This is a genomic window from Dyella sp. Tek66A03 (assembly GCF_052567735.1).
Window position 1 is genome coordinate 1184721 of the sequence record NZ_CP199584.1, and the last position, 22974, is coordinate 1207694.

25 protein-coding genes are annotated in these 22974 nt (G+C 64.1%); 13 read left to right on the forward strand and 12 right to left on the reverse strand.

Annotated elements, in window-relative coordinates; all coding sequences use genetic code 11:
- Positions 1 to 29: 29 nt before the first annotated feature.
- On the forward strand, positions 30 to 578 hold the full coding sequence (locus ACT01B_RS05215) for a GNAT family N-acetyltransferase (RefSeq protein ID WP_445146319.1): 549 nt from the start codon (positions 30 to 32) through the stop codon (positions 576 to 578).
- Between the two features lie 38 nt (positions 579 to 616).
- Positions 617 to 895, forward strand: a complete 279-nt coding sequence (locus tag ACT01B_RS05220) for a non-heme iron oxygenase ferredoxin subunit (RefSeq protein ID WP_445147427.1) — start codon at positions 617 to 619, stop codon at positions 893 to 895.
- 79 nt (positions 896 to 974) lie between these two features.
- Here the strand turns inward: ACT01B_RS05220 and ACT01B_RS05225 are convergent, their stop codons facing one another.
- The 5 genes from ACT01B_RS05225 to ACT01B_RS05245 are packed head-to-tail and all read right to left on the reverse strand — an operon-like array spanning position 975 to position 6048.
- Positions 975 to 1784 (reverse strand): MipA/OmpV family protein, encoded by an 810-nt coding sequence (locus tag ACT01B_RS05225; protein ID WP_445146320.1) that lies wholly within the window; start codon positions 1782 to 1784, stop codon positions 975 to 977.
- A 27-nt stretch (positions 1785 to 1811) separates the two neighbouring features.
- Entirely contained in the window at positions 1812 to 2747 is a 936-nt protein-coding gene (locus ACT01B_RS05230) for an efflux RND transporter periplasmic adaptor subunit (protein ID WP_445146321.1), read from the reverse strand.
- The gene (locus ACT01B_RS05235) at positions 2744 to 3502 is read right to left on the reverse strand and encodes an ABC transporter ATP-binding protein (protein ID WP_445146322.1); all 759 of its coding nucleotides are present in this window, start codon (positions 3500 to 3502) and stop codon (positions 2744 to 2746) included. Before ACT01B_RS05235 ends, ACT01B_RS05230 begins: the two co-directional genes overlap by 4 nt.
- 3 nt (positions 3503 to 3505) lie before the next feature.
- A complete protein-coding gene (locus ACT01B_RS05240; protein WP_445146323.1) occupies positions 3506 to 4639 on the reverse strand; it encodes an ABC transporter permease in 1134 nt (377 codons plus the stop codon).
- The gene (locus tag ACT01B_RS05245) at positions 4639 to 6048 is read right to left on the reverse strand and encodes a TolC family protein (RefSeq protein WP_445146324.1); all 1410 of its coding nucleotides are present in this window, start codon (positions 6046 to 6048) and stop codon (positions 4639 to 4641) included. The genes ACT01B_RS05240 and ACT01B_RS05245 overlap by 1 nt, the downstream gene beginning before the upstream one ends.
- Before the next feature lie 383 nt (positions 6049 to 6431).
- On the opposite strand from ACT01B_RS05245, the gene ACT01B_RS05250 reads away from it, so the two are divergent.
- Together ACT01B_RS05250 and ACT01B_RS05255 are read left to right on the forward strand one after the other, a co-directional pair.
- Positions 6432 to 7136 carry an MtnX-like HAD-IB family phosphatase gene (locus tag ACT01B_RS05250; RefSeq protein WP_445146325.1) on the forward strand — a complete coding sequence of 235 codons (705 nt, stop codon included), beginning with the start codon at positions 6432 to 6434 and terminating at the stop codon, positions 7134 to 7136.
- 47 nt (positions 7137 to 7183) lie between these two features.
- Entirely contained in the window at positions 7184 to 8593 is a 1410-nt protein-coding gene (locus ACT01B_RS05255; RefSeq protein WP_445146326.1) for an aspartate aminotransferase family protein, read from the forward strand.
- Positions 8594 to 8747: 154 nt separating this feature from the next.
- On the opposite strand, the gene ACT01B_RS05260 is transcribed toward ACT01B_RS05255, so the two are convergent.
- Both ACT01B_RS05260 and ACT01B_RS05265 read right to left on the reverse strand, forming a co-directional pair.
- Positions 8748 to 10166 (reverse strand): sensor histidine kinase, encoded by a 1419-nt coding sequence (locus ACT01B_RS05260; protein ID WP_445147428.1) that lies wholly within the window; start codon positions 10164 to 10166, stop codon positions 8748 to 8750.
- Positions 10167 to 10207: 41 nt separating this feature from the next.
- Positions 10208 to 10897, reverse strand: coding sequence for a response regulator (locus ACT01B_RS05265; RefSeq protein WP_445146327.1), 690 nt, complete (start codon positions 10895 to 10897; stop codon positions 10208 to 10210).
- Between the two features lie 226 nt (positions 10898 to 11123).
- Between ACT01B_RS05265 and ACT01B_RS05270 the strand changes: the two genes are divergently transcribed.
- From ACT01B_RS05270 to ACT01B_RS05290, 5 genes are read left to right on the forward strand one after another with little or no spacing between them, the layout of a single operon-like run.
- On the forward strand, positions 11124 to 11783 hold the full coding sequence (locus ACT01B_RS05270) for a PepSY-associated TM helix domain-containing protein (RefSeq protein WP_445146328.1): 660 nt from the start codon (positions 11124 to 11126) through the stop codon (positions 11781 to 11783).
- A 12-nt stretch (positions 11784 to 11795) separates the two neighbouring features.
- A complete protein-coding gene (locus ACT01B_RS05275) occupies positions 11796 to 12311 on the forward strand; it encodes a DUF2271 domain-containing protein (RefSeq protein WP_445146329.1) in 516 nt (171 codons plus the stop codon).
- A 21-nt stretch (positions 12312 to 12332) separates the two neighbouring features.
- Positions 12333 to 13145, forward strand: coding sequence for a DUF4198 domain-containing protein (locus tag ACT01B_RS05280; RefSeq protein WP_445146330.1), 813 nt, complete (start codon positions 12333 to 12335; stop codon positions 13143 to 13145).
- A gap of 58 nt (positions 13146 to 13203) precedes the next feature.
- Entirely contained in the window at positions 13204 to 14160 is a 957-nt protein-coding gene (locus tag ACT01B_RS05285; RefSeq protein WP_445146331.1) for an FAD:protein FMN transferase, read from the forward strand.
- Entirely contained in the window at positions 14157 to 15803 is a 1647-nt protein-coding gene (locus ACT01B_RS05290) for a flavodoxin domain-containing protein (protein ID WP_445146332.1), read from the forward strand. The genes ACT01B_RS05285 and ACT01B_RS05290 overlap by 4 nt, the downstream gene beginning before the upstream one ends.
- 3 nt (positions 15804 to 15806) lie before the next feature.
- Here ACT01B_RS05290 and ACT01B_RS05295 read toward each other — a convergent pair whose 3' ends face one another.
- From ACT01B_RS05295 to ACT01B_RS05310, 4 genes are all read right to left on the reverse strand, one after another.
- On the reverse strand, positions 15807 to 16376 hold the full coding sequence (locus ACT01B_RS05295; protein WP_445146333.1) for a HutD/Ves family protein: 570 nt from the start codon (positions 16374 to 16376) through the stop codon (positions 15807 to 15809).
- Entirely contained in the window at positions 16373 to 16912 is a 540-nt protein-coding gene (locus tag ACT01B_RS05300; protein WP_445146334.1) for a GNAT family N-acetyltransferase, read from the reverse strand. Before ACT01B_RS05300 ends, ACT01B_RS05295 begins: the two co-directional genes overlap by 4 nt.
- 8 nt (positions 16913 to 16920) lie before the next feature.
- On the reverse strand, positions 16921 to 17397 hold the full coding sequence (locus tag ACT01B_RS05305; protein WP_445146335.1) for an SET domain-containing protein-lysine N-methyltransferase: 477 nt from the start codon (positions 17395 to 17397) through the stop codon (positions 16921 to 16923).
- 106 nt (positions 17398 to 17503) lie between these two features.
- Entirely contained in the window at positions 17504 to 17845 is a 342-nt protein-coding gene (locus ACT01B_RS05310) for a ComEA family DNA-binding protein (RefSeq protein WP_445146336.1), read from the reverse strand.
- 217 nt (positions 17846 to 18062) lie between these two features.
- Between ACT01B_RS05310 and ACT01B_RS05315 the strand changes: the two genes are divergently transcribed.
- From ACT01B_RS05315 to ACT01B_RS05325, 3 genes are all read left to right on the forward strand, one after another.
- The gene (locus ACT01B_RS05315; protein ID WP_445146337.1) at positions 18063 to 19487 is read left to right on the forward strand and encodes a M20 family metallopeptidase; all 1425 of its coding nucleotides are present in this window, start codon (positions 18063 to 18065) and stop codon (positions 19485 to 19487) included.
- A gap of 77 nt (positions 19488 to 19564) precedes the next feature.
- Positions 19565 to 20281, forward strand: a complete 717-nt coding sequence (locus tag ACT01B_RS05320; RefSeq protein WP_445146338.1) for a YggS family pyridoxal phosphate-dependent enzyme — start codon at positions 19565 to 19567, stop codon at positions 20279 to 20281.
- Between the two features lie 245 nt (positions 20282 to 20526).
- Positions 20527 to 21264 (forward strand): C40 family peptidase, encoded by a 738-nt coding sequence (locus ACT01B_RS05325; protein WP_445146339.1) that lies wholly within the window; start codon positions 20527 to 20529, stop codon positions 21262 to 21264.
- Between the two features lie 96 nt (positions 21265 to 21360).
- On the opposite strand, the gene ACT01B_RS05330 is transcribed toward ACT01B_RS05325, so the two are convergent.
- The gene (locus ACT01B_RS05330; RefSeq protein ID WP_445146340.1) at positions 21361 to 22002 is read right to left on the reverse strand and encodes an oxidoreductase; all 642 of its coding nucleotides are present in this window, start codon (positions 22000 to 22002) and stop codon (positions 21361 to 21363) included.
- A gap of 294 nt (positions 22003 to 22296) precedes the next feature.
- Here ACT01B_RS05330 and ACT01B_RS05335 point away from each other — a divergent pair, with 294 nt between their 5' ends.
- Positions 22297 to 22950: a rhomboid family intramembrane serine protease gene (locus ACT01B_RS05335; RefSeq protein WP_445146341.1), complete on the forward strand. Its 654-nt coding sequence runs from the start codon at positions 22297 to 22299 to the stop codon at positions 22948 to 22950.
- The last annotated feature ends 24 nt before the right edge of the window (positions 22951 to 22974 follow it).

The window sequence follows — 22974 nt, forward strand, 5'->3', positions numbered from 1 at the left end:
GGAACGAAGGCAGGCATTATCATCTGCCGATGTCTCTGTCCTCGCCGCTTTCATTCCGTACGGCCGTCATAGCCGATGTCCCGTCCATCGTCAGCCTGGTCGAGTCCGCTTATCGCGGTGAGTCCGGCATGCGGGGATGGACGACCGAATCCCATTTGCTCGATGGTCGGCGTACCGATGCCGAGAGCGTTGCCGGCTTGATCGAACGTACGGGCAACGTCTTGCTGCTGGCCGAGCAGGAGGGCACACTGATCGCCTGCTGCCATATCGAACAGCAGGGGAAGGTCGGTTACTTCGGTATGTTCGCGGTTAGCCCTGTGCTGCAAAAAGGGGGGCTTGGCCGGACTCTGTTGGCCAAAGCGGAGCGAGTCGCGAGCGATGAATGGCGTTGCACCGCGATGCACATGACAGTGATCGAGCAGCGCGCCGAGTTGATTGCCTGGTACGAACGTCGCGGCTATCGGCTTACGGGTGAATTCAAGCCGTTTCCCTACGGCCAGGAGCGTTTCGGCATTCCGCGTCGAGAGGATCTGCGCTTCGTCTGCATGAGCAAGCCGCTGGACGAGGTGGCCGCGTGAATCTCGCCGACTGGATTTTCGTGGGGACGCGCAGCGAAATGCTGCCTGGCGAGTTCAAGGTGGTGTGGGATGGCGATACCGCCATCGCCGTCTACAACATCGACGGCGATCTCTACGCCATCGAGGACGTCTGCAGCCATGATGGCGGTGATCTCGCCGGTGGCGAAGTACATGGATTCGAAGTGGAATGTCCGCGTCATGGCGCGCGATTTGATGTGCGTACCGGTGCGGTGACCTGTCCGCCTGCCTACGAGCCCATCGCGAGCTTCCCGGTGCACGAAGTCGATGGGCAGATCTGGACGCGTGACGATCGTTGAAGCCGGGTCGGGCGGTGGCTTGCAACGTCGGCGACGAAATCACCAGTGCGGTCGTTTGGGCAGGCCAATAGCGGCGTTTTCAGAAGCGGTACGAGAAGGCCAGCGTCGTCGTGAGCTGATTGGCATTGCCATAGTGGCGTACCAGCGGGCTATCCGCTGCCTGGTCGAGCAGGCGCGTGTATTCGATCAGGAGCGCAAAGCCGGTATGCAGGCTGGTCGGCATGAATGCGCTGTATTCCAGTGATACCTGCTGACTGCCGGAACCGGGGTTCCATGGATTCACGCCGAGGCGTTCCGCCTGTTGCGGCGTGAGCCCAAAGAAGCGTCGCATGGCCGGGCCATTCATGCCCTGCCACTGCAATTCCGCGGAGTGCATCAGGTAACCGATGGCGGGCAGGTCGTAGTCGGCATACAAGGTGTAGTAGGCGCCGGCACCATTGGTGTCATGGCTCACATTCGTCCCCACATCGAACTGCACGGTGAAGTGATATTCGAGGTACCCGCCCAGGTTCAGCCGGGCCGGCAGCGAATCGACGATGCCTTCGAGCCTGGGGCCGAGTTCATCCCGATCGCGGCCCCACTGATAGTTGCCGTACAGGCCGCCGTGCCACTGACTTTCGTGGATCAGGTCGACGGTGAGGCCGTCGGTGGTGGACAGCGTGATATGCCAGGGGAGCTCGGCATAAATGAAAGGGACCGCTTGATTGTGCTGATGGTCGGCGCCCAGCCACGCGGGCATGCGCTGGATACCGCCGCCAAGCAGGATTGTGGGCCCTTCCAGCGGGTCATCAGCATGGGCATCGGTCGGCATGCCCGCCATCAGGGTGAGCATGACCAGCAACGACGTGAATGCCGCAACGATCGAAGGCTTGCGTCGATACGAAGTCATGTCGGCACGCTCGCGGGCCCGGTGGCGTCAGGAGCCGGACTTGCCCGATAGGCTGGCGTCAGCAACAAACTGCACGATAACCCGTTGCCCGATACGCAGCGAAGCCGGGGGTGGCTGGTCAAACACCAGCACGCACTGAACAGTGCGTGTGTTTGCCCGGATCAGCGGATCCTCCTCCAGCGCGCTAGGTCCGAATACTGTACCTACACGCTGTACACGTGCCGTCAACGTAGGGGCACCGCTGCCGCTGTCGTCGACGATCTGGGCGCGCATGCCTTCATGCACGGTGCCGACAAAGGATTCGTTGAGCTCGGCGCGCACGATGCGCGCACCTTCCGGCAGCAGCACAAAGGCTGGGCCGGATTGCGGCGACACCGCGGCACCGGGCTGGATGAGGCGTTCCACAATCTGCGCATCGACCGGTGCGGTCAGGCTGCGTTGCGCCAGTTCGTAACGCGCGGCCTCGAGTTTCTGTCCGGCCATGGCCGCGTTCGCGCGGGCACTGTCCAGCTCGCCCTGCAGTTGCTGCGCCGCTTCGCGTGCGTCATCGGCGCTTTGGCCGTCGCCTGCACCGGCCGCTGCGGCTGCCACGAGACGTTTGGCGCGTTGCTGGGCTGCCTTGAGGCGCACTTCGAGCAACTTGCCCTGGGCGACCGCCTGCTGCTGCTCGGCCTGGGCGGAACTCACCGCCAGTTGTGCCGGCTTGCTATCGAGCATGGCCAGCACCTGGCCCTGATGCACGTGATCACCCTCGTGCACCTCGATATCGGCCACGACGCCCTCGCGCGGCATGCTCAGCCTCAGCAAGCCGCCCTCGATGTCGACGCGCCCGCGCGCTACCGCCAGAAAGGCGGGGGCGGTTGCCTGGGCGCTGGCCTTGCCACTGTCATCGTGCGAGCAGGCGGCAAGCAGCGACGTGGCAACGGCCAAGGCGAGCAAGGGAAAAAACGGACGCAAACTCATGCGGAAGGTTCCTCGATGCCTGGCGTCGGCGTCGATAGGGGGGGCGGCACTCGGTCGCTAAGGATACGGCCATCCTCCATCGCCAGCACGCGATCTGCATGCCCGGCCAGTCGCGGATCATGGCTGACGCACAGCACGGTGGTGCCATGCGTGCGCGCGATGCGATGCAGGATGTCGATGATGATCTGCCCATTGGCAGCGTCGAGTGCGCTGGTCGGCTCGTCGGCGAAGAGTAAGTCCGGTTCCTTGGCCAGCGCACGCGCAATCGCTACGCGTTGCTTCTCGCCGCCGGAAAGCTCCGATGGGCGCAGGCCCATGCGTGGCCCCAGGCCCACTTCTTCCAGTGAAGCCCTGGCGCGGCGGCGGGCCTCTACGGGGCTGATGCCGAGATAGCTTAACGGCAGTTCCACCTGCTCCAGCGCGTTGAGCGCGGGGAACAGGTTGAAGCCCTGGAACACGAAGCCGGTGTGGTGCAGGCGGAAGCGTTCGAGCGCGCGCTTGTCGAGCACGCCCAGATCCTCGCCGAGCGCGATGACGTGGCCGCTGTCCGCGCCCTGCAGGCCGCTGAGGATGGCCAACAAGGTGCTTTTGCCACAACCGGAAGGGCCGGAGATGAGCGTCAGCTCGCCGGCGCGCATATCCAGGGTGAGGTCGTGCAACACGGTGGCGCGGACGGCGCCCGAGGTGAATGACTTGCTGACGTTGCGCGCCTGCAACGAAATGGAAGGCGCGGGTTGGGGCGACGCGTTATTCATGTCTTACCTCAACAACGTCGCGGGATCGGCACGGTGCAGGCTGCGCATCGCCGCCAGGCCCGACACAATGGCCAGTCCCATGCCCACCACCAGGCAGGCGAGCGCAGTCCAGGGATCGAGTGCCACCGGCACGCTGCGGGTGCGTGCAAGCACCAAGGCGATGCCGCCGAGCACCGTACTGCCCACCAGACCGATGGCGCCGACCCAGAAAGCTTGTTCCATCACCACCTTGCGCAAGTCGCCCACGCCTACGCCGAGTGCGTTGAGGGTGGCGTATTCGCGAATCGAGCCGATCACGGCGGCGACCAGGGTCTGGCTGGTAATGACGGCGCCGACCAGAAACACGATGCCAGCCAGGAACAGCACGCCCGCGCCGGCGCCGGTGTCGAACATCCAGTACAGCTGTGAGCGGCGGGCGAAATCCTGTGCGGTCCACACGTCGTATTTGCCGAAGGCACGATTGCCGCGCAGTCGCTCGGCGACCTCGGCAGCGACCGCAGGATCGTGCAGCTTGGCCACGAAATACGTCATGCGGCTGGCATTGGACGGATCGGTATCCAGCTCCGATGCGGTGGCCAGCGAGGCCACCACGTTCACGCCGCCCAGCGCACGCAGTCCGTTACTGACACCCACCACGCGCACGCGATGACCGTTGATCACCGCGCTGTCGCCCACGCTCACGCCCAGGCTGTCCAGGTCGGCGCGATCCACGATTACCGCATCCGGCTCGTTCAGTCGTGCACGCAAGGCGGGTGGCAGGGCATGCGCGAACAGCATGCCATCGGGGCGCGCGTTGATGCCGGAGACGAATACCGACACGCCGCCGGTGTCACTGGGGCCGCGCCAATCGGCGTCGACCCAGTGAAACGGCTCCACCGCCGTCACGGCTGGGTCCATGCGCAAGCGCATTTCCACGCCAGAGTCGATGGATCGGCCGAGGTTGACACTTTGCGTGCCCGGATAGCCGGCCCACAGGTCAGCCGACGAACCGGTGATGTACACGCTGGCGCTGCCGAAGATGCCCAGCACCAGCGCGGCTTGCAGCAACTGCAGCAGGCCGGCGAAGCCCACCGCGACGATGGCGGGCAGGAAGCGGCGCCATTCGTAGATCAGGGTCTTGCGAGCGAGCGCCACCATCAGTTGGCACTCGATGGCAGGGGAGGGGTGGGCATGGATGCACCACCGAGTGCTTTGTATAGCGCGACATAGGCCAGGTCGCGTGCCGCCACGGCGCCCACGACCTCCAGTTCTGCGCGATGACCTTCGATAAGGCCATCCTGCACGTCGAGGTTGCTGCCCAGATTCAGTTCGGCACGCTTGCGTACGGCCGTCATGCTGGTTTGCAGTGCCTGGGCGGCCTGTTGCGACGCCGTCTCGCGACCGCGTAGCTGCTCCAGGTCGCCCATCGCCGTTTCTGCCTCAGCCACGCCTTGCAACACCGCCTGGCGATACGCCAGCACGGCGGCACGCAGCTCATGGTCCTTGGCGTGGGCATTGGCCACGCGCTGGCCCCAGTCGAACAGCGGGATGTCGATGACCGGACCGTACGAGAAGATGGCTTCGCCGGTATGCACGCGGTAATTGCTGGCGATATTGGACGACCATTGAACCGACGCACCCAGGCCGACATGCGGATAAATCTCGGCACGGCTCATGCCGAGCTCGCCGGCGGCGCGCAATACCTCCGCCTCGGCGCTGGCGATCTCCGGCCTCGCGCGCAGCATGTCGGCCGGTGCGGTGGTCAGCTGCCACTCGCCGAGCTGAGGTTGCGCGCCAGGTTGCAGCCATTGCGGATCGGGCTCATTCTGGCCCACCAGCACCGCCAATTGCTGGGCGCTGCTGTTGATCACTTGTTGTGGGTCGGCCAGTGCCGCCTGGGCGCGCGCCAGCTCGGCCTGAGCTCGGGCCACCTCCAGTGGAGGCGCCAGCTTCAGTTGCTCGCGCACTTGCAGCAGCCGCAGCTTTTCCTGCTGGGCGTCGCGGATGGCCGTCAACAATTGTGCCTGCCGTTGGGCCGAGCGCAGTTCGATCCAGCGCCGGCTGACTTCGGCCACCAGCGACACCTGGGCACCACGCAAGGCAGCGCTGGCGCCGTCGAGCTGCCCTTGCGAGAGGCGGCCGGTGCTTTGCCAGGCGCCGAACAAGGGCAGTTCCCACAGCGCGTCGAAGCCGACCACAAAGTACGAGGCCGTGGTGTCGGGGTCGATCACGTCGTTGGTGCGCCCATGCAACGAAGGCAGGTACGAGTCGTGAGCGTGACGATTCAACAGGCGGGCCGCGCGCATGCGCTCGGCGGCTTGCGCCACGTCGAGATTGCTTTGCAGGGCGCGATCGATCAGCGCGTTCAACTCGGGGTCACCCAACGCCTGCCACCAGCCGTGCAGGTCGGCCGTCGGGGGCGCGACACCGGCCGGCGCGTTGCGCCAGGATTCAGGTACGGGGGGCTTGAGTTGGGGCAGCGGCGCCGCTGTGCAGCCGGCCAGCAAGACCAGGCCCCATGCCAGCAGCGCAGGCGCCAGGACGAGGCGGCCGCCGCGGGTCGCCATTCCTTGGATCGACGGTAGCGGTTTATATCGACGCTGAAACACGAAATTCCAGAAAATTCAGGTGGTTGAGTCCGACTGTGGCCGCTAGCTAAACCACTGCTACTCCCTCGGAGCCCGTTACGGCCAGTAAGGTTCCGCGCAGGGAGGGGACAGCGGCTGCCTGGGGCCAAATCACTGTGGATATCGGTGGGCGCTGAGCTCGCTCATAAACCACCAATCATACTTGAGGACGCTTATGACTGGCTTTGTCTAAAGAACTGGGCGGTTTTGCCTACGTTCTGGGACGGCATGGCCGCACACTTTGCGCAGTATCTTTCGGAAAGAAAGGAGGCCGAAAGGGGCGGGTACCTAAGGTGTCGCCATACTGCAATGCGGAGCTTTACGTGACTGGCTGGACCATTCTCTGCGATTTTGACGGCACCATCTCCGTCGAGGACGTCATCGACTCGCTGCTCGACCGTTTCGGCCGCCCAGGCTGGGAAACCCTTGAGCAGGACTGGCGCGCAGGTCGCATCGGCTCGCGTGAGTGCATGACCGGCCAGGTTTCCCTGCTGGATATGACCCGTGAAGCGCTCGACAAGCACCTCTCCTCGTTGTGGATTGATCACGCGTTCCCGGCGTTCGTGAAGCAGGCGCGTGAGCTGTCCACGCCGATTCGCGTGGTGAGTGACGGTCTCGACTACGCCATCCACAAGATCCTCGGTCGTTATGGTCTGGACGATCTGCCGTTGGCTGCCAATCACCTGGCACCGGCGACCCCGCCGCGCCAGTGGCAGCTCACTTCACCGTTCCAGGCTGACGGCTGCCGCAGTGGTACGTGCAAGTGCGCCGTGGCCGCCCAGGCGAGCAAGGGCGGCACCAAGACCTTGCTGATTGGCGATGGCGCTTCGGACTTCTGCGCCGCCGACCGCGTCGATTTCGTGTTTGCCAAGCATCGTTTGATCGAGCATTGCCGCGCCGCCGGCATTCCGTACGTGCCAATCACCGGTTTCGAGGACGCGCTGGAGCTATTGCCGCGCCTGCTCGATGGCAGCCTGCTCGCCGAGCACGCACCGGTTGAGCCTGCGCTCGCCGTTGCCTCTCTCTGATCAGATCCCCCTGATCACCCCTTTTTGCACGTTTCAGGATTTCTCTGATGAACGCTTTTGACAAGAACGCCGCTGGCGTCGTGATTCCCGACGAGCAGCTGCTGGCTGACGAGGCCCAGTGGAGCTCGTTTGGCGACACCGTCCATTACGTCGACCCGCCGAAGATCTTCCGCCACGGCGAAGGCAGCTGGATGTACGACACCGCCGGAGTGCCGTTCCTCGACCTGCAGATGTGGTACTCCGCGGTCAACTTCGGCTACGGCAACAAGCGTCTCAACGACACGCTGAAGCGCCAGATCGACGTGCTGCCGCAGGTTGCCAGCCAGTACCTGCACCAGACCCGCATCGAGCTGGCCAAGACCATTGCGGTCGACGCGCAGCAGAAGTTCGGTCTGAAGGGCCGCGTGCACTTCAACGTGGGCGGCGCGCAGGCGGTCGAGGATTCGCTCAAGCTGGTGCGTAACTACAGCAACGGCAAGAGCCTGATGTTCGCCTTCGAGGGCGGCTATCACGGCCGTACCTTGGGCGCATCGGCGATCACGTCGAGCTACCGTTACCGTCGTCGCTTCGGCCACTTCGGCGAGCGCGCGATGTTCATTCCGTTCCCGTATCCGTTCCGTCGCCCGAAGGGCATGACGCCGGAAGAATATTCCGATGCGTGCGTGCGCCAGTTCGAGCGCCTGTTCGAGACGGAATACAACGGCGTGTGGGATCCCAAGGTCAACCAGGCCGAATACGCCGCTTTCTATGTCGAGCCGATCCAGGGCACCGGCGGCTATGTCATTCCGCCGAGGAACTTCTTCAAGGACCTGAAGAAGGTGCTGGACAAGTACGGCATCCTGATGGTGGTCGACGAAATCCAGATGGGTTTCTGGCGTACCGGCAAGCTGTGGTCGATCGAGCACTTCGGCGTGACGCCGGACGTGGTCGTATTCGGCAAGGCGCTGACCAATGGTCTGAATCCGCTGTCCGGCCTGTGGGCCCGCGAAGAACTGATCAACCCGACCATCTTCCCGCCGGGCTCCACCCACAGCACGTTCAATTCCAACCCGCTGGGTACCTCGCTGGGTCTGGAAGTGATCAAGATGGGTTACGAGCTGAACTACGAGAAGACGGTGGCCGAGAAGGGCGCTCACTTCCTCGACGCGCTCAAGGATCTGCAGAAGCGCCACAAGGAAATCGGCGACGTCGACGGCCTGGGTCTGGCGCTGCGCGCCGAGATCTGCACCGACGACGGCTTCACCCCGAACCGGGCCCTGCTGGACAAGATGGTCGACATCGGCCTGGCCGGCGACCTGCAGCACAACGGCAAGAAGATCGGCCTCGTGCTCGACGTGGGTGGCTGGTACAAGAACGTGATCACGTTCGCGCCGTCGCTGGACATATCGCACGAAGAGATCGACCTGGCTATCTCGCTGCTCGACCAGCTGCTGACCAAGGCCAAGAAAGCAATGTAAGACACCACTGCGCAGCCCAGGCTGCGCGGTGGCTGCTCACTGGTTTGTCTCGTGTTATTCCCATGCAGGGGATGTGTGACAACGGCGACGCCTATGCGTCGCCGTTTTTTTTGGACCCTGCAAACAGGCCCCTAGGAGCGCACAGGGTGCGTTTCTACATTGAGTCGTTGAATAGCGACTTGGAGGTGCGCGCGGGTGGGAACACGATTTCCACGCGCAGGCCGCCGCTGCTGCCGGCGAGATAGCGCACCTGCGCCAGATGCCGTTCGGCAATGCGTTGCACGATGGCCAGGCCCAGGCCCGTGCCTTCCTCGGAAATGCCAGGCACGCGGAAAAAGCGCTCACCCAAGCGGTCCAGGAAGGTCGGTGGCACGCCGGGTCCATTGTCTTCGACACTGAGGCAAGGGCAGTCGGAAACGACGGACACGCCCACCGTCACGATGCTGTTGCGGCCGGCATAGCGCAGGCTGTTGTCGATCAGGTTGTCCAGCATTTCCTGCAGCGAGACGCGGTCGCCATCGATCCAGATGGGACCTGGCTGCCCTTCATAGCCCAGGTCGATGCCTGCCGCGATCGCCTCGTGCACGCGCAGGCCCAGCAGTTCGGGCACGAGCTGGGCGAGATCGAGCAGGCATTCGGTGCCGGTTTCGCTCAGTTCGGGCGACTGCGCGCGGGTCAGGGCCAGCAGCTGGCTTGAGGTGCGGCTGGCGCGCTGGGTCAGGCGCAGGATGTGCTGCAGGGCGTCGCTGACGGTTTCCTTGCTGGGGTCTATCTGGGCGCGTTCGACATGGACGCGCAGCCCGGCCAACGGCGTCTTGAGCTGATGCGCGGCGTCGGCAATGAAACGTTCCTGCAAGGCCAGCATGCGTCGCTGTCGTGCGAATAGGCCATCGATGGTGCGCGTGAGCGGAAGAATTTCCACCGGCACATCGGCGTCGCCGATGGGCGCCAGATCGTGCTCGCGTGCCGCCAGGCGCGCGGTGAGCGGATCGAGCTGGCGCAGGCCCACGCGCACGCCATACAAGACCAGGAAGAACACGCCGGCGATCAGCAGCGCCTGCGCCGGAACGCTCAGCAGCAGGATTTCCCGCGCGCGCTGGTGGCGGTCATGAAAGGTTTCGGCCATGGTGACCGTGAGCTGGTCGCTCGGATCGTGCAGGTTGGGAATACGCACGGTGGCGGCACGCACGGTGCGACGCTTCAGCGCCGTAGTGTAGAGCACCGGTTCCCCGTCCAGCGTGGCAGCGGACAGCGCGGCGTGTTGCAGTTCCTGGCTGCCGGCCAGCAAGCCGTGCTTCTGGCTGTTGACGTTGAAATAGTTATGCCCTTCCGGCGCGTATTCGAGCAGGAAGCGCGCCTGTGGCGAGATTTGTCCGCCGAGGTCTTCCTGGCTGAGCATCTGCGCCAAGGTCATCGCGCTGTCGGCCAGGTCGCGGTCGTGCACGTGATTGGAGTAGATCAGCGCGCCGCTGTAGGTGATCAGGCTCTCGATCACCAACAACAACATCAGCGGCACCAGCAGCGAGGACAGCAGGCGGCGGCGCAGGCTCGGACGGTCTCCCGATTCGACCATGCGATACAGCCATGGCCTTGCTGGTTCGCGACCCGGTTCGCTCATGCCTTGCTTTCCTTGTCTTCCTTCGCTTCTTCCAGCAGATAACCAAGGCCGCGGATGGTGCGCACCTGAGTGCCGGAGTCCGCAAGCTTGCGACGCAGGCGATAAATGGCGATATCCAGCCCGTTGTCGGTCAGTTCCTCGTCCCAGCTGCACAAGGCCTCGACGAGTTGCGCGCGACTGGTGACGCGGTCGGGCCGTGCGGCGAGTGCTTCCAGCAAGCCGAACTCGCGTGCCGTGAGTTCCAGCGGGGCATCACCGATCCACGCGCGGTGGCCCGGCAGGTCCAGTCGCAGCTGTCCCATGGTCAGTTCGGGTGCGCCTTGTGCGGTATAGCGTCGCAGCAAGGCGCGCACGCGTGCCTCGAACTCGGCCAGCGCGAAGGGTTTGACCAGGTAATCGTCAGCGCCGAGATCAAGCACGCGTACGCGTTCGCGCAGACCCTCGCGTGCCGTGATCACCAGTACAGGCAGGCCAGTGCCGCGCTTGCGTAGTCGCTGAAGTACATCGGCGCCGTCCAGATTGGGCAGGCCAAGATCGAGGATGAGCAGGTCGTACGGCGTGTCGCGCAGGGCCGCATCGGCCTTGGCGCCATCCGCGACACAATCCACCGCATGGCCACCCTGGCGCAGCGAAGCGCTGACGCCCGCGGCAATGGAAGGATCGTCCTCGGCAATCAAGATGCGCATGGGGGATACCGGTGGGGGCGGTCGGCCAGATGAAGGGATGGCATGGTAGCGAAGCGGGTCAAATTGCGAGTGATTCTCATTTATGGCAACATCCCGGCCTGATGTCGGGGAAGCGCCGTCCAAGACGGCAGCTTAGCGCCCCGACGAGTTGCTAGGACAGTTTGCGCGCGCCGTCGTTGCACGGCCCGACATGCGTCCGGACGATCCGACAGGCAAGAAGGCAGGCATGGAATCAGCGGCGCGCGCGCACGGCAGCAAGATGGGATCGAGCCGCGGCGGTTCAACCCGAGCGTTTTGGCTCAAGCAGCTGCATCAATGGCATTGGATCAGTTCGGCGCTGTGCCTGGTCGGCATGCTGCTGTTCGCCATCACTGGCTTCACGCTCAATCATGCGGGACAGATCGAAGCGAAAACGCAGACCGTGCACCGCAACGGCGAGCTGCCCGCGCCTTTGCTTCAAGCCGTCGCCGGTGACGACGAACGCAAGGGTGTGGCCTTGCCTGCCGGCGTGGCCGATTGGGTAGCAGGCACGCTGGGCGTCAACGTGGCGGGTCGTGCCGCTGATTGGTCGACCGATGAGATCTATGTATCGATGCCGCGCCCGGGCGGCGATGCCTGGCTGAGCGTCGATCGCGCCAGTGGCAAGGTGGAATACGAGCGCAGCACGCGCGGTGTCATCGCCTATCTCAACGACCTGCACAAGGGACGCCACGCCGGTCCCGCCTGGGGCTGGTTTATCGACGTATTCGCACTGGCTTGCGTGATTTTTTCGATCACCGGCTTGCTGCTGTTGAAAATGCACGCCGCGCAGCGTGGCGCCACCTGGCCGCTGGTGGGCTTCGGTCTGGTGCTGCCGCTGCTGCTGGCCCTGATCTTCATTCATTGACGGGAATTACTCATGCGCCGACTGCTGTTCTCCATGCCCGCCTTGCTGCTCGCCGCACCCGCAGTGGCTGCCGATCTCAATGTCACGGTGCAGATTCCGCAACTCGATGTGGCCGAGTATCACCGGCCGTATACGGCGGTGTGGATCGAGCGCGAGGATCACAGCGTCGCTGCACAGTTGGCCGTGTGGTACGCGCAGAAGGAGTCAAGGGAAGGCGCTGGCACCAAGTGGCTGCCGGAACTACGTCAGTGGTGGCGTCGCGGTGGCCGCGACCTGCAACTGCCGGTGGATGGCGTTTCCGGTGCAACGCGTCCGGCCGGGCAGCAAAAGCTGAATTTCCACGACGGCAAGGCGCCGCTCGGTGACTTGCCTGCGGGCAAGTACGAGCTGGTCGTGGAAGCCGCCCGCGAGGTCGGTGGTCGCGAAGTCGTGCGCGTGCCGTTTGTGTGGCCGGCGAGTGCACCGCAACAGCTCGCCGCGCAAGGCAGCAGCGAGCTCGGCGCCGTGAAGCTCGATCTCGCCCCGTAAGCAGGCTCCAAGGAGAACACCATGATCAAGCCATCGTTGAAGAGGAGCGTACTGGCCCTGGCCTTGAGCCTGCCGTGGGCAGCCCAGGCGCACAAGATGTGGATGGTACCGTCGGCGACCAATGTCTCCGGCGCCGATCCTTGGGTGACGGTGGATGCAGCTGTCTCCAATGATCTGTTTTACCCCGATCACATGCCGGTGGCCTTGGATCGCGTAATCGTCACTACACCGGACGGCCAGACGGCCAAACCGGAAAACGGCATCACGGGACAGTATCGCAGCGTGTTCGATGTGCACCTGACCGAAAAGGGCACCTATCGTATTGCTGCGCTCAATGGCGGTCTTTTCGCCAGCTACGAACTCAACGGCGAGAAGAAGCGCTGGCGCGGCGATGCCGCCAACCTGGCCAAGGAGATTCCGGCCGGGGCGAAGAACGTCGATGTCGCCGAGTCGATCAATCGCGTGGAGACCTTTGTCAGCAACGGCAAGCCGGGCGGCGTTGCGCTCAAGCCCGAAGGCAAGGGGCTGGAGCTGGTGCCAGTCACCCAGTTCACCGATTTGATGGCGGGCGAGCCGGCTACCTTCCAGCTGTTGCTCGACGGCAAGCCAGCGGCTGGCCTCAAGGTCACCGCGATTGCCGGCGAAACGCGTTACCGCAACGCGCAGGAAGACATCGACAGCACCACCGACAAGGATGGCAAGTTCAGTCTCAAATGGCCGCATGCGGGCATGTACTGGATCAATGCCAGCTCGCAGGACGACAAGACCAGCATCAAGCAGGCCAAGCAACGCCGGCTGTCGTACTCGGCCACACTGGAAGTGCTGCCGCAGTAATGCGCGCAGGTGTCATCACGCCATGTTGAGCGGGACTCCACCAGGAACGAACCTCGTCGTGCAGACCCTGCAAGGCGAGACCATGGGTACGACGTGGTGCGTGCGGGCGGTATTGCCGGCCGAACTGTCACTGCAGTCGTGGCGAGCTGGCATCCAGGCCACGCTCGACCTGGTCGATGGCCAGATGAGTACCTACAAGCCGCATTCGGCGCTGTCGTGCTTCAACGCCGCACACGCCGGTAGCTGGCAAGCACTGCCTGCCGAATGTTTTGAGGTGATTGCGCATGCGCTGAACGTGGCGCGTCACAGTGGCGGTGCGTATGACCCGACGGTGGGTCCGTTGGTCAACCTGTGGGGTTTCGGTCCGGGTGCGCCGCGGCGCGAGCCGCCTTCGGAAGAGGCGATCGCGGTGGCACGAGAGCGTGTTGGCTGGTGGAAGCTCAAGCTGGATGCCGCTACGCGCAGCGTGTATCAGCCTGGCGGGATTTATCTGGACCTTTCTTCCGTCGCCAAGGGCTATGGCGTCGACCAGGTCGGCCGCTATCTCGATAGCGTCGGCGTAGGTGCGTGGCTGGTGGAAGTGGGCGGTGAACTGAAAGGGCAAGGCAAAAAGCCGGATGGCGCGCCGTGGCGCATCGGTGTGGAACGCCCCGGTGCGGCAGTTGGCGCCGTGGAGCGCATGGATCAGCTCAGTCAGGTCGTCACGCTGAGTGGCCGTGCCATTGCAACATCAGGCGACTACCGCAGGCAGTTTGCAGTGGGTGGCCGTTCGTTCTCGCACCACATCGATCCGCGCACGGCGCAACCGGTGCCGCACTTTGTGGGGTCGGTGAGCGTGATGGCGCGCGACGCGATACAAGCCGATCCGATGGGCACCTTGATGACCGTGCTGGGTCCCGTGCACGGGCTGGCGTACGCCCGTGAACACGAACTGAGCGTGTTGTTCATCCTGCATGGAAAGAACGGCCCGGAGGAGCGCCTTTCGCCCGCGTTTGCCGAGGCGCTTCGCTCGTGAGTCGACCCGCCACCGCGTTGATCGAACGCAAGCCATGGGGTAACAGCGTGCTGATCGCGCTGCTGATCGTGCTGGCATGCGGGCTGCTGGCGCTACACGCCGGCGAATGGGAATGGCGCGATCCTGGCGCAGCGCGCTGGCTGCTAGCGTTCGCCGTGCTGGCGGCCTGGGTTGGTTTTACCGCATGGCTGGGTTGGTATCGTCGCCGAGCGACCGGAGCGCGGACGCTCTCGATGTCGTTAGCCGGCACGCCGCCGGGCGAAGCGGTGCTGGTGGTTTTCGCCAGCCAAACCGGTACGGCCGAACAGCTGGCCCGACAGACGGCGCAGAGTCTGCAGTGGGCGGGTATGGCGGTGAGCTTGAGGGAACTGGGCGCGCTCGATAATGAGGCGTTGATGCAGGCCAAGCGCGTGCTGTTTGTGGTGAGTACCACCGGCGAAGGTGATGCGCCCGACCATGCCGCGCCATTCGTTACCCGCAGCATGCGCGCACCGATTCCGCTCGGCCAGTTACATTACGGGCTGCTCGCGCTCGGTGATCGCGACTACGACGACTTCTGCGGTTTTGGACGGCAGCTGCAGCACTGGTTGGAGCGCAGTGGCGCACACGCGCTGTTTGATTCCGTCGAAGTGGACAACGGCGATCCCGCCGCGCTGCGTCATTGGCAGCATCACCTATCGTTGCTGTCCGGGGCTACCGAATTGCCGGACTGGGAACGCCCTGACTATCAGCGCTGGCAGTTGATCGAGCGACGCCTGCTCAATCCTGAAAGCTTGGGCGGCCCCTGCTTCCACCTCGCTTTCCGCTCCATCGACGGTGCAGCGACGTGGCAGGCGGGTGACCTGGTTGAGATGGGACCGCGCCATGCGCCGGACGAGGTGGCGCGCTGGCTGGCAACACCGCCCTACGATGGTGAGGTGCGAGTCGAGCATGAAGGGCGCAGTGCAAGCTTGCGGGAGTGGCTGGCGGAAAGTCACCTGCCTTCGTTCGACGATGTTTGCGGCCGCACAGCCGCTGAGGTTGTGCGCGATTTGCAGGCGCTGCCGCACCGCGAGTATTCCATTGCGTCCTTGCCCTCGGATGGTTCGCTGCATCTGCTGGTACGTCGCATGGCGCGTGCGGATGGCAGGACGGGGCTCGGCTCGGGCTGGCTCACCAAGCACGCCGAGCTGGGGGCTGAAGTCGCGCTACGCATTCGCAGCAATCCGGGATTCCACGCGCCGCGCGATGGACGGCCGCTGGTCCTTATCGGCAATGGCACCGGCGTGGCCGGCTTGCGCGCCTTGCTCAAGGCTCGCCTCGATGCGGATCATGCGCGCAACTGGTTATTGTTCGGCGAGCGTCAGGCGACGCGTGACTTCTACCATCGTGAAGAGATCGAGCAGTGGCTGCGCGACGGTCATCTGGCGCGGCTTGATCTTGCCTGGTCGCGCGATGAGGCCACGCCCGCGTACGTGCAGGATCGCCTGCGTGCCGCCGCGGACGAACTCAAGCAATGGGTGAGTGAGGGGGCTGCCATCTACGTCTGCGGCAGCCTCGCAGGGATGGCGCCCGCTGTCGACGCGGTGCTGCGCGAAGCGCTGGGTGATGTCGAGCTGGAGCGGTTGCGCGAAGACGGTCGCTATCGGCGCGACGTGTACTGAAGATCAGCCGGTCGGCAGCCTGGCCAGCACCACTTCGCCGCCGCCTTCGATGCGCACGGGATGGGCGGGAATCGGGTCGATCCACATCATGTCGTTGGGTTCGAGCATATGTGATCGGTGGTCAGCGATGACTTTGGCCTGTCCGGCGAGCAGCAGCACGAACCAGTGCCAGCCCTTCGGTGCCAGCAGCACCATGGCGCCATGCAGCGGGCGGGCAATCAGTTCACCCTGGACATCGCCGCGCAGCATCAGGTTGAAAGCGCGTGTGGCGCCCTCGGGCAGTCCGGCGTGTGGCGCGCTGTCGCCGCTGAACTTGGCGAGATCGAATCGGTTCAGGAATTGCGTACGGCCGTCGGGGAAGGTCAGCTCGACGGGGGCGTCCAGCGGCACAAACTGCCGCCGTGCGTCGGCAAAGGTCGAAAACGATGCGGCGTTCTCGATGTCAGCAATGCTGAGACGCCACTGCCATGCATCCTGATGTGGGCCGCAGGCAATTTCGGTGGTAACGCCAGCCCCATTCGCCCATGGCTGTCGGCGCAGTTCATCGACGGCTACGGGGCGAAGCACGCTCATGCGTAGGCGCGGCGTTGCTCGGGATAAGGCGGGTAATAGGCGAACACGTGGTTGTTGGTACCGAAGAAATCCATGTCGTCGATGTGTTCGCCGCCCAGGCGCTCGGCGACGCGGTCCGAGGCGTCGTTGCCGATGCGCACCAGGCTGATGACGCGCTGCGCGTTCAGCTTGCACCAGGCAAATTCCAGAATCGCATTACCCGCCTCGGTGGCGTAACCGTGATGGCGGTACTCCGGTCGCAACATCCAGCCCAGCTCCAGATCGGGCCAGCCTTCGGGTTGCATCAGGCCGGCGCGCCCGATGAATTCGCCGGTGTCCTTCAGCTCGAGCGCCCACATGCCATAGCCACGCAGCTGCCAGTGCCCGATCAGCATGGCGAGCGAGCGCCAGGCATTCGTACGGTCCAGCGGCTGGCCATCGCCCACCCAGCGTGTACTGCTCGGGTCGGCGAGCATGGCGGCGTAGTTTTCGAAATGCCGCTCGCCGAGAGCGGTCAGGCGCAGGCGTGCGGTTTCAAGGATGGGTATGTTGTTCATGGGTGTCATCAAGCAATACGGATGCCATTGAGCAGGTCGGCCAGGGCCTGGGTGCTCAGGGTCAGGCTTTCGATCCAGGGCAGGCCAACGATTTTCTGGCCCGTCGCGGTGTCGACGAACGCCTCCTCCTCGCCTGGCGGCAGCAGGTGGCGGTAATCCACGGTGATTTCGCTTCCGGCCGGCAGGTCCTGCAAGGCGAACACGAAACCCAGATGCCACAGTCCGGTCGGGCTGAAGCTGTGGTTGATATAGCACTCGTCCGGCCAGTCGGGCGAGACGGTATAGCGGTCTTCGAACCAGCGCGCGCTGGCATAGAGCTGCGCGGTCAGCTCGGGTGAGCCGGTGAGTTCGTCATACCGATAGGTGCGTTCGATGGCATCGGGCGCGGTGACAATTTGTCCGGCCGCGACATGCTGGTCGAGGAACAAACCTTGGCCGGCGCCCGCAATAGCAGACGCCGCGATGCGATGACGCGGAACGATCATGATGGCCCAAGCCGATAGCAAGGCGGGCGAGTGTACTCCAACCGGCTGGCTCTGAAAGATCCAGCCGGTTGGCTGCTTTGTGTACGCAAGTTGCTGATGGGTTTGGTTATTCGTCGGTGGCCTTGCTGGCCTTGGTTTTCGCCTTGGTCGCGGCGGCTTTGTTGCTGGCTTTGCCGCCATCGGCCGCATCGCCGAGCAGGATGGCGTTGCGGTTGCGCTCCAGTGTCGCGGGACCGAAACCTTTGACCTGCGACAAGTCCTCCACACTCTTGAATGGGCCATGCTCCTGGCGCCACGCCACGATCGCTTCAGCCTTGCTAAGGCCGACCCCGTCCAGCGATTTGGCGAGCGTGGCGGCGTCCGCCTTGTTGATGTTCACCGGTGTGGCGGCAAAGGCCGGCAGCGCCAGTGCGAGGGTAACCAGAAGTGCTGCGATCGTGCTGCGCATAGGTATGTTCCCCAAGTGAATGAAAGCGGCCTCCATGTGAGCCGCGCGATGACTCTGCCCGGCTGAAGGGCTGAGGGGAGTCGGCTCCTCGGGTAGATACGGGTGAGCGCTGTGAAGATCAACATGTCGGTGAGGGACAGGTGTTCCTGTGGGCTGCGGCGGGCCCTGCGCCGGCGCTGATACAATTCTGGCTTTCCCCACGCTGCAGGAGTCACCCATGGATACCGCTCGCCTCAACCGTTTTGTCAGCGGACTGTGGGATGACGAGATCGTGCCGCAGCTGGTCGAGTACATCCGCATTCCCAATAAATCGCCGATGTTCGATCCCAAGTGGGCCGAGCACGGCTACATGGACGCGGCCGTCAAGCTGATGGAGACGTGGGCGCGCACCAAGCTACCCGCCTTGCCCGGCGCCACGCTGGAAGTCGTGCGCCTGGAAGGCCGTACCCCGCTCATCTATATCGAAGTGCCGGGCACCGTTGACGACACCGTGGTGCTGTATGGCCATCTGGACAAGCAGCCGGAGATGACCGGCTGGGCCGAGGGCCTGGGTCCGTGGACGCCCGTGCTCAAGGGCGACAAGCTGTATGGCCGCGGTGGCGCCGACGACGGCTACGCCATCTTCGGGTCGCTGGCGGCGTTGCTGGCGCTGCACGAGCAGGGCGTGCCGCATGCGCGTTGCGTGATCATGATCGAAGCGTGCGAGGAATCGGGCAGCTACGACCTGCCGTTCTACGTCGATCATCTGGCCGATCGCATCGGCCATCCGTCGCTGGTGGTGTGCCTGGATTCCGGTTGTGGCAACTACGACCAGCTATGGCTCACCACCTCGCTGCGCGGCATGACCGGCGGCGAGCTGACCGTGCAGGTGCTGGAGGAGGGTGTGCATTCGGGCGATGCCTCCGGCGTGGTGCCCTCCAGTTTCCGCATCCTGCGCGAGCTGCTGAGCCGGCTGGAAGATCCAGAAACCGGCACGATCAAGCCGAAGGAGCTCTACGTCGACATTCCGCAGCAGCGCATCGAGCAGGCCAAGCGTTCGGCCGAGGTGCTGGGCACGGCGGTGTACGACAAGTTCCCGTTCGTGAAAGGCATGCATCCGGTGACGGAAGACCTCACTGAGCTGGTGCTCAATCGCACCTGGCGTCCACAGCTGGCGGTGACCGGCGTGGATGGCATGCCGTCGCTGGAAAGCGCGGGCAATGTGCTGCGTCCCAAGACCTCGGTGAAATTGAGCCTGCGCGTACCGCCGACGCTGTCGGGCGCCAAGGCCGGCCAGTTCGTCAAGGAGCTGCTGGAGAACAATCCGCCGTACGGCGCCAAGGTCAGCTTCAAGCTGGAGAAGGACGGCAGCGGCTGGAATGCACCGCAGCTGTCGCCGTGGCTGGAGCAGGCCGTGGCCACGGCGTCGCAGAATTATTTCGGCACGCCGGCGGCGTACATGGGTGAGGGTGGCAGCATTCCGTTCATGGGCATGCTGGGCGAGAAATTCCCCAAGGCGCAGTTCCTCATCACCGGCGTGCTCGGTCCGCACTCCAATGCGCATGGCCCCAACGAGTTCCTGCACATTCCGACCGGCAAGAAGGTGTCGATGGTGGTGGCCGATGTGGTCGCGCGTCACTACGAACAAGGCGCCAAGGGCTAAGCCCCGCTTGTTCGTGGACATTGGTCACGTCATGCCGGTTGGCGCCGGCATGGCGTGACACACAGGGTTTCCCAGCGATGAACGATGCTCTGAACGACTACGCCTATCTCGCCGCCAACTGGGCGGCCGTGCGGGAGCGGGTCGATGCGGCCTGCCGTGCCGTGGGTCGCGATCCTGCCGAAGTTTCCATCCTGCCGGTGAGCAAGACCTTCGGCCCTGACGTCGTGCGGGCTGCCATGGCCTTGGGGATGAAGCGCTTCGGCGAGAACAAGGTGCAGGAGATCCGCAGCAAGGCCGAGGCGTTGGCCGACAGTGCGATCGAGTGGGTCGTCATCGGCCACCTGCAGACCAACAAGGCCAAGGACGTGGCGCGCCTGGCCAGCGAGGTGCAGTCCCTGGACCGGTTGGATCTGGCCGAGGCCTTGCATCGCCGGCTGCAGCTGGAAGGTCGCACGCTCGACGTGCTGGTCGAGGTGAAAACCTCGCCTGAGGAAAGCAAGCAGGGTTTATCCCCGGGGCAGTTGCCCGCCTTTCTGGACGCCCTGCGTGCCTACGACACCCTGCGCGTGCGCGGCTTGATGACCTTGGCGGTGCAGTCGGACGACCCGGCTGCCGTGCGCGCCTGTTTCCGTCAATTGCAGCAATTGCGCGCCCAGGCTGAGGCTCAAGGCCATGATTTGCCTAGACTTTCGATGGGTATGAGCGGGGATTTTCCACTCGCCATCGCGGAGGGGGCGACTGAGGTCCGGATTGGCACGGCGATCTTCGGTCGGCGGCCCCCTGTCACAGCTTAGTAACAGGTCTGCATCAAATAAATAGTTCACTAATTGATCAAAAAATCACCAGTTGCGGTAACTTTATTGTTTTAAATCATTACGTTAATGGCTGCGCATAGGTTGTGCCAAATTTCGCAACGATGGAGTTCAGTTAACCCCGATCGAACATACGACCGGATTCCCTTTGCTAAGTTCACGTCTCCATCACGGCCGGCGGCCCCGCCGACGGTCTGACTCACGAACTGCAGAGGGATTTCTCCCATATGCCAACCAAGCGATTGATTGCTGCTGCTGCGCTGGCTTGTGCACTGTTCGCGTCCCTCCCGCTCTTTGCTGAACCTCTTGCCGGTCAGGCCAATGCGCCGGCCGCCATGAACATCACGCCGAATCTCATGGGCCAGCTGGCTGTGTTCGCGCCGGCCGCTGGACTGGCACAGTCGATGTTTCCCGCCAAGGCGAGCCTCGCGGCGCCGGTGGCCAAGAACGCCGCTGCTGGCTGGGGCGCCGCAGAAGACGATCTCGACGCTGACGCCGATGGCATGCCGAGCGCTGGCGTGGACGGCAATGCCGTGGCCTCGCTGGCCGGCGAAACCTCCGGGCTGCGCAAGACCTTGGTCGGTCTGGCCATGACGCTGCGTGACATTCGCTATGTGCGTGGCGGCCGCGATCCCTCCACCGGTTTCGATTGCAGCGGTTTTGTCCGCTACGTGTTCGCTCACGCGGTGGGCCTGGAACTACCGACCAACTCGGCTTCGCAGTTCCTCGCTGGCCTGAAGGTGAGCCGCGGCGACATGAAGCCGGGCGACCTGGTGTTCTTCCGCACGGCAGGTAGCCGTGGCCAGGGTCGCATTTCGCATGTGGGCATCTACATTGCCAACGGCCAGTTCATTCATTCGCCCTCGCGTGGCAAGACCGTGCGTGTGGACAGCCTGGACGAGTCGTATTGGTCCAAGCGTTTCGCCGGCGCCAAGCGCCCGGACGCGTTGGCCCGCAGCAGCTGATTTGATGGTCTCCGCCAGTCAAAGGCCGCCTTCCAGGCGGCCTTTTTTTATGCGTGAGGGGATAGCCGCCGGGATGACGACTGATCCAGACCTTTCCTAGCGACCGAGCTCGCGAAGTTCGTCGGATTCGACGATGCGTGTCCCGCTGCCGGGCGTGCTGGCAAGGCGCCACATGGCGCGCGCCACGGTGGTGGCTTCGATACCACGCAGGCGTCCGGGCAAGATGCGCGAGAAGGGGGTTGCCAGTACCTCGCTCATACGAAACTGGCGGCGCGAACCGATCAGCAGCGACGGGCGCACGATGGTCAGGCGAGGCCAGCCCTGCTTCTGCAGCGCCAACTCCAGCTCACCCTTGGTGCGGTTGTAGAAGATCTTCGATGCGGGATCGGCACCGAGCGCACTGATCGCCACATAGTGGCGGGCACCCAAGGCAAGGCCGTGCTTGCCCAGTGCCAGCGGCCAGTCGTAGTCGACCATGCGAAACGCTTCGCGCGAGCCCGCCTGTCGAATCGTGGTGCCCAGGCAGCAGATAACGGTGTCGACCGGGCTGTGCAGCTGAGTGATCAGATGGCTGACCATGCCGACCGGATTCTCCAGCTTCGGATGCGGCGGTAGGGCATGCCGCGTGGGCGCGAGCACATGCACCACGCCGGGGTCGTCCAGCAGCAAGGACAGCAGCAGCCGGCCCGTGAGGCCGGTGGCACCCGCAAGCAATACCTGGCGAGGCGAATCCGTCATGCGGTCATTCTACGGTGTGCGCGGGTCGCTGTAGTGGATTCGGTGTAGTGGATTCGTTGTAGGGGAACGGCGCTTTAGCGCCTTTGGCAGCCAACCGATTTTGTGTTCGTGCGCGTTGGGCATGGGCACGGCGCGCATCGAAAGGCACTGGACGGCGTTCGTTCTGGGTTGACGGGTTGCTGATGTTGCGTATGGCGAATGCCGTCGTGCGATGCCCCATTTGGCGCTGCATCCGTGGCGGCGCCGCGCCGGTACGGGTAGGCTTGCGTAGTTTGTAGCCCGGAATCACCCCGCATGCCCTTCGACCTGCCCCCCGTTACGCGCAACCTGCTAATCGCCAATGTGGCGGTTTTCCTGTTGCAGCAGGTGATGGGCGATACCCTGCTGGTGCACTTTGCCCTGTGGCCCTGGGGCGCCGACCAGGTGGCCCAGGCCGCTGACGGCAGCATCGTGTCGATCGGTTTTCGCGTCTGGCAGGTGGTGACCTACGCCTTCATGCATGGCGGCTGGACCCATCTGCTGTTCAATATGTTCGCGCTGTATATGTTCGGTGGGCAGATCGAGCGCCTGTTCGGTCCACGCAACTTCATCCTGTATTACTTCGTCTGCCTGGTGGTGGCGGCGCTGGCGCAGCTCGCGGTGGTGCAATGGTTCACCGGCGGGTTCTATCCCACTCTGGGTGCGTCGGGCGCCATCTTCGGCCTGCTGCTGGCGTTCGGCATGATGTATCCGCATGAGAAAGTCATGCTGATGTTTCTGCCGATTCCCATGCCTGCGTGGCTGTTCGTGACGGGCTACGCCTTGGTCGAGCTGGTGATGGGCGTGACCGGCACCCAGGCTGGCGTGGCGCACTTCGCCCATCTGGGCGGCATGCTCGGTGGTCTGATCCTGATCCAGTACTGGCGCGGCAAGTTGCCGATCAAGCCACAGCGGCGCCTCTTGCGCTGAGCGTTCGTCACCTCATCTCGGTAG

Coding starts and splice junctions, on each gene's coding strand:
- ACT01B_RS05275 (WP_445146329.1), top strand. CDS start 11,796: ATGCGCCGACTGCTGTTCTCCATGCCCGCCTTGCTGCTCGCCGCACCC.
- ACT01B_RS05270 (WP_445146328.1), top strand. CDS start 11,124: ATGGAATCAGCGGCGCGCGCGCACGGCAGCAAGATGGGATCGAGCCGC.
- ACT01B_RS05215 (WP_445146319.1), top strand. CDS start 30: ATGTCTCTGTCCTCGCCGCTTTCATTCCGTACGGCCGTCATAGCCGAT.
- ACT01B_RS05305 (WP_445146335.1), bottom strand. CDS start 17,397: ATGATCGTTCCGCGTCATCGCATCGCGGCGTCTGCTATTGCGGGCGCC.
- ACT01B_RS05320 (WP_445146338.1), top strand. CDS start 19,565: ATGAACGATGCTCTGAACGACTACGCCTATCTCGCCGCCAACTGGGCG.
- ACT01B_RS05335 (WP_445146341.1), top strand. CDS start 22,297: ATGCCCTTCGACCTGCCCCCCGTTACGCGCAACCTGCTAATCGCCAAT.
- ACT01B_RS05265 (WP_445146327.1), bottom strand. CDS start 10,897: ATGCGCATCTTGATTGCCGAGGACGATCCTTCCATTGCCGCGGGCGTC.
- ACT01B_RS05255 (WP_445146326.1), top strand. CDS start 7,184: ATGAACGCTTTTGACAAGAACGCCGCTGGCGTCGTGATTCCCGACGAG.
- ACT01B_RS05310 (WP_445146336.1), bottom strand. CDS start 17,845: ATGCGCAGCACGATCGCAGCACTTCTGGTTACCCTCGCACTGGCGCTG.
- ACT01B_RS05235 (WP_445146322.1), bottom strand. CDS start 3,502: ATGAATAACGCGTCGCCCCAACCCGCGCCTTCCATTTCGTTGCAGGCG.
- ACT01B_RS05330 (WP_445146340.1), bottom strand. CDS start 22,002: ATGACGGATTCGCCTCGCCAGGTATTGCTTGCGGGTGCCACCGGCCTC.
- ACT01B_RS05300 (WP_445146334.1), bottom strand. CDS start 16,912: ATGAACAACATACCCATCCTTGAAACCGCACGCCTGCGCCTGACCGCT.
- ACT01B_RS05315 (WP_445146337.1), top strand. CDS start 18,063: ATGGATACCGCTCGCCTCAACCGTTTTGTCAGCGGACTGTGGGATGAC.
- ACT01B_RS05240 (WP_445146323.1), bottom strand. CDS start 4,639: ATGGTGGCGCTCGCTCGCAAGACCCTGATCTACGAATGGCGCCGCTTC.
- ACT01B_RS05230 (WP_445146321.1), bottom strand. CDS start 2,747: ATGAGTTTGCGTCCGTTTTTTCCCTTGCTCGCCTTGGCCGTTGCCACG.
- ACT01B_RS05325 (WP_445146339.1), top strand. CDS start 20,527: ATGCCAACCAAGCGATTGATTGCTGCTGCTGCGCTGGCTTGTGCACTG.
- ACT01B_RS05225 (WP_445146320.1), bottom strand. CDS start 1,784: ATGACTTCGTATCGACGCAAGCCTTCGATCGTTGCGGCATTCACGTCG.
- ACT01B_RS05280 (WP_445146330.1), top strand. CDS start 12,333: ATGATCAAGCCATCGTTGAAGAGGAGCGTACTGGCCCTGGCCTTGAGC.
- ACT01B_RS05220 (WP_445147427.1), top strand. CDS start 617: ATGCTGCCTGGCGAGTTCAAGGTGGTGTGGGATGGCGATACCGCCATC.
- ACT01B_RS05245 (WP_445146324.1), bottom strand. CDS start 6,048: ATGGCGACCCGCGGCGGCCGCCTCGTCCTGGCGCCTGCGCTGCTGGCA.
- ACT01B_RS05295 (WP_445146333.1), bottom strand. CDS start 16,376: ATGAGCGTGCTTCGCCCCGTAGCCGTCGATGAACTGCGCCGACAGCCA.
- ACT01B_RS05260 (WP_445147428.1), bottom strand. CDS start 10,166: ATGGTCGAATCGGGAGACCGTCCGAGCCTGCGCCGCCGCCTGCTGTCC.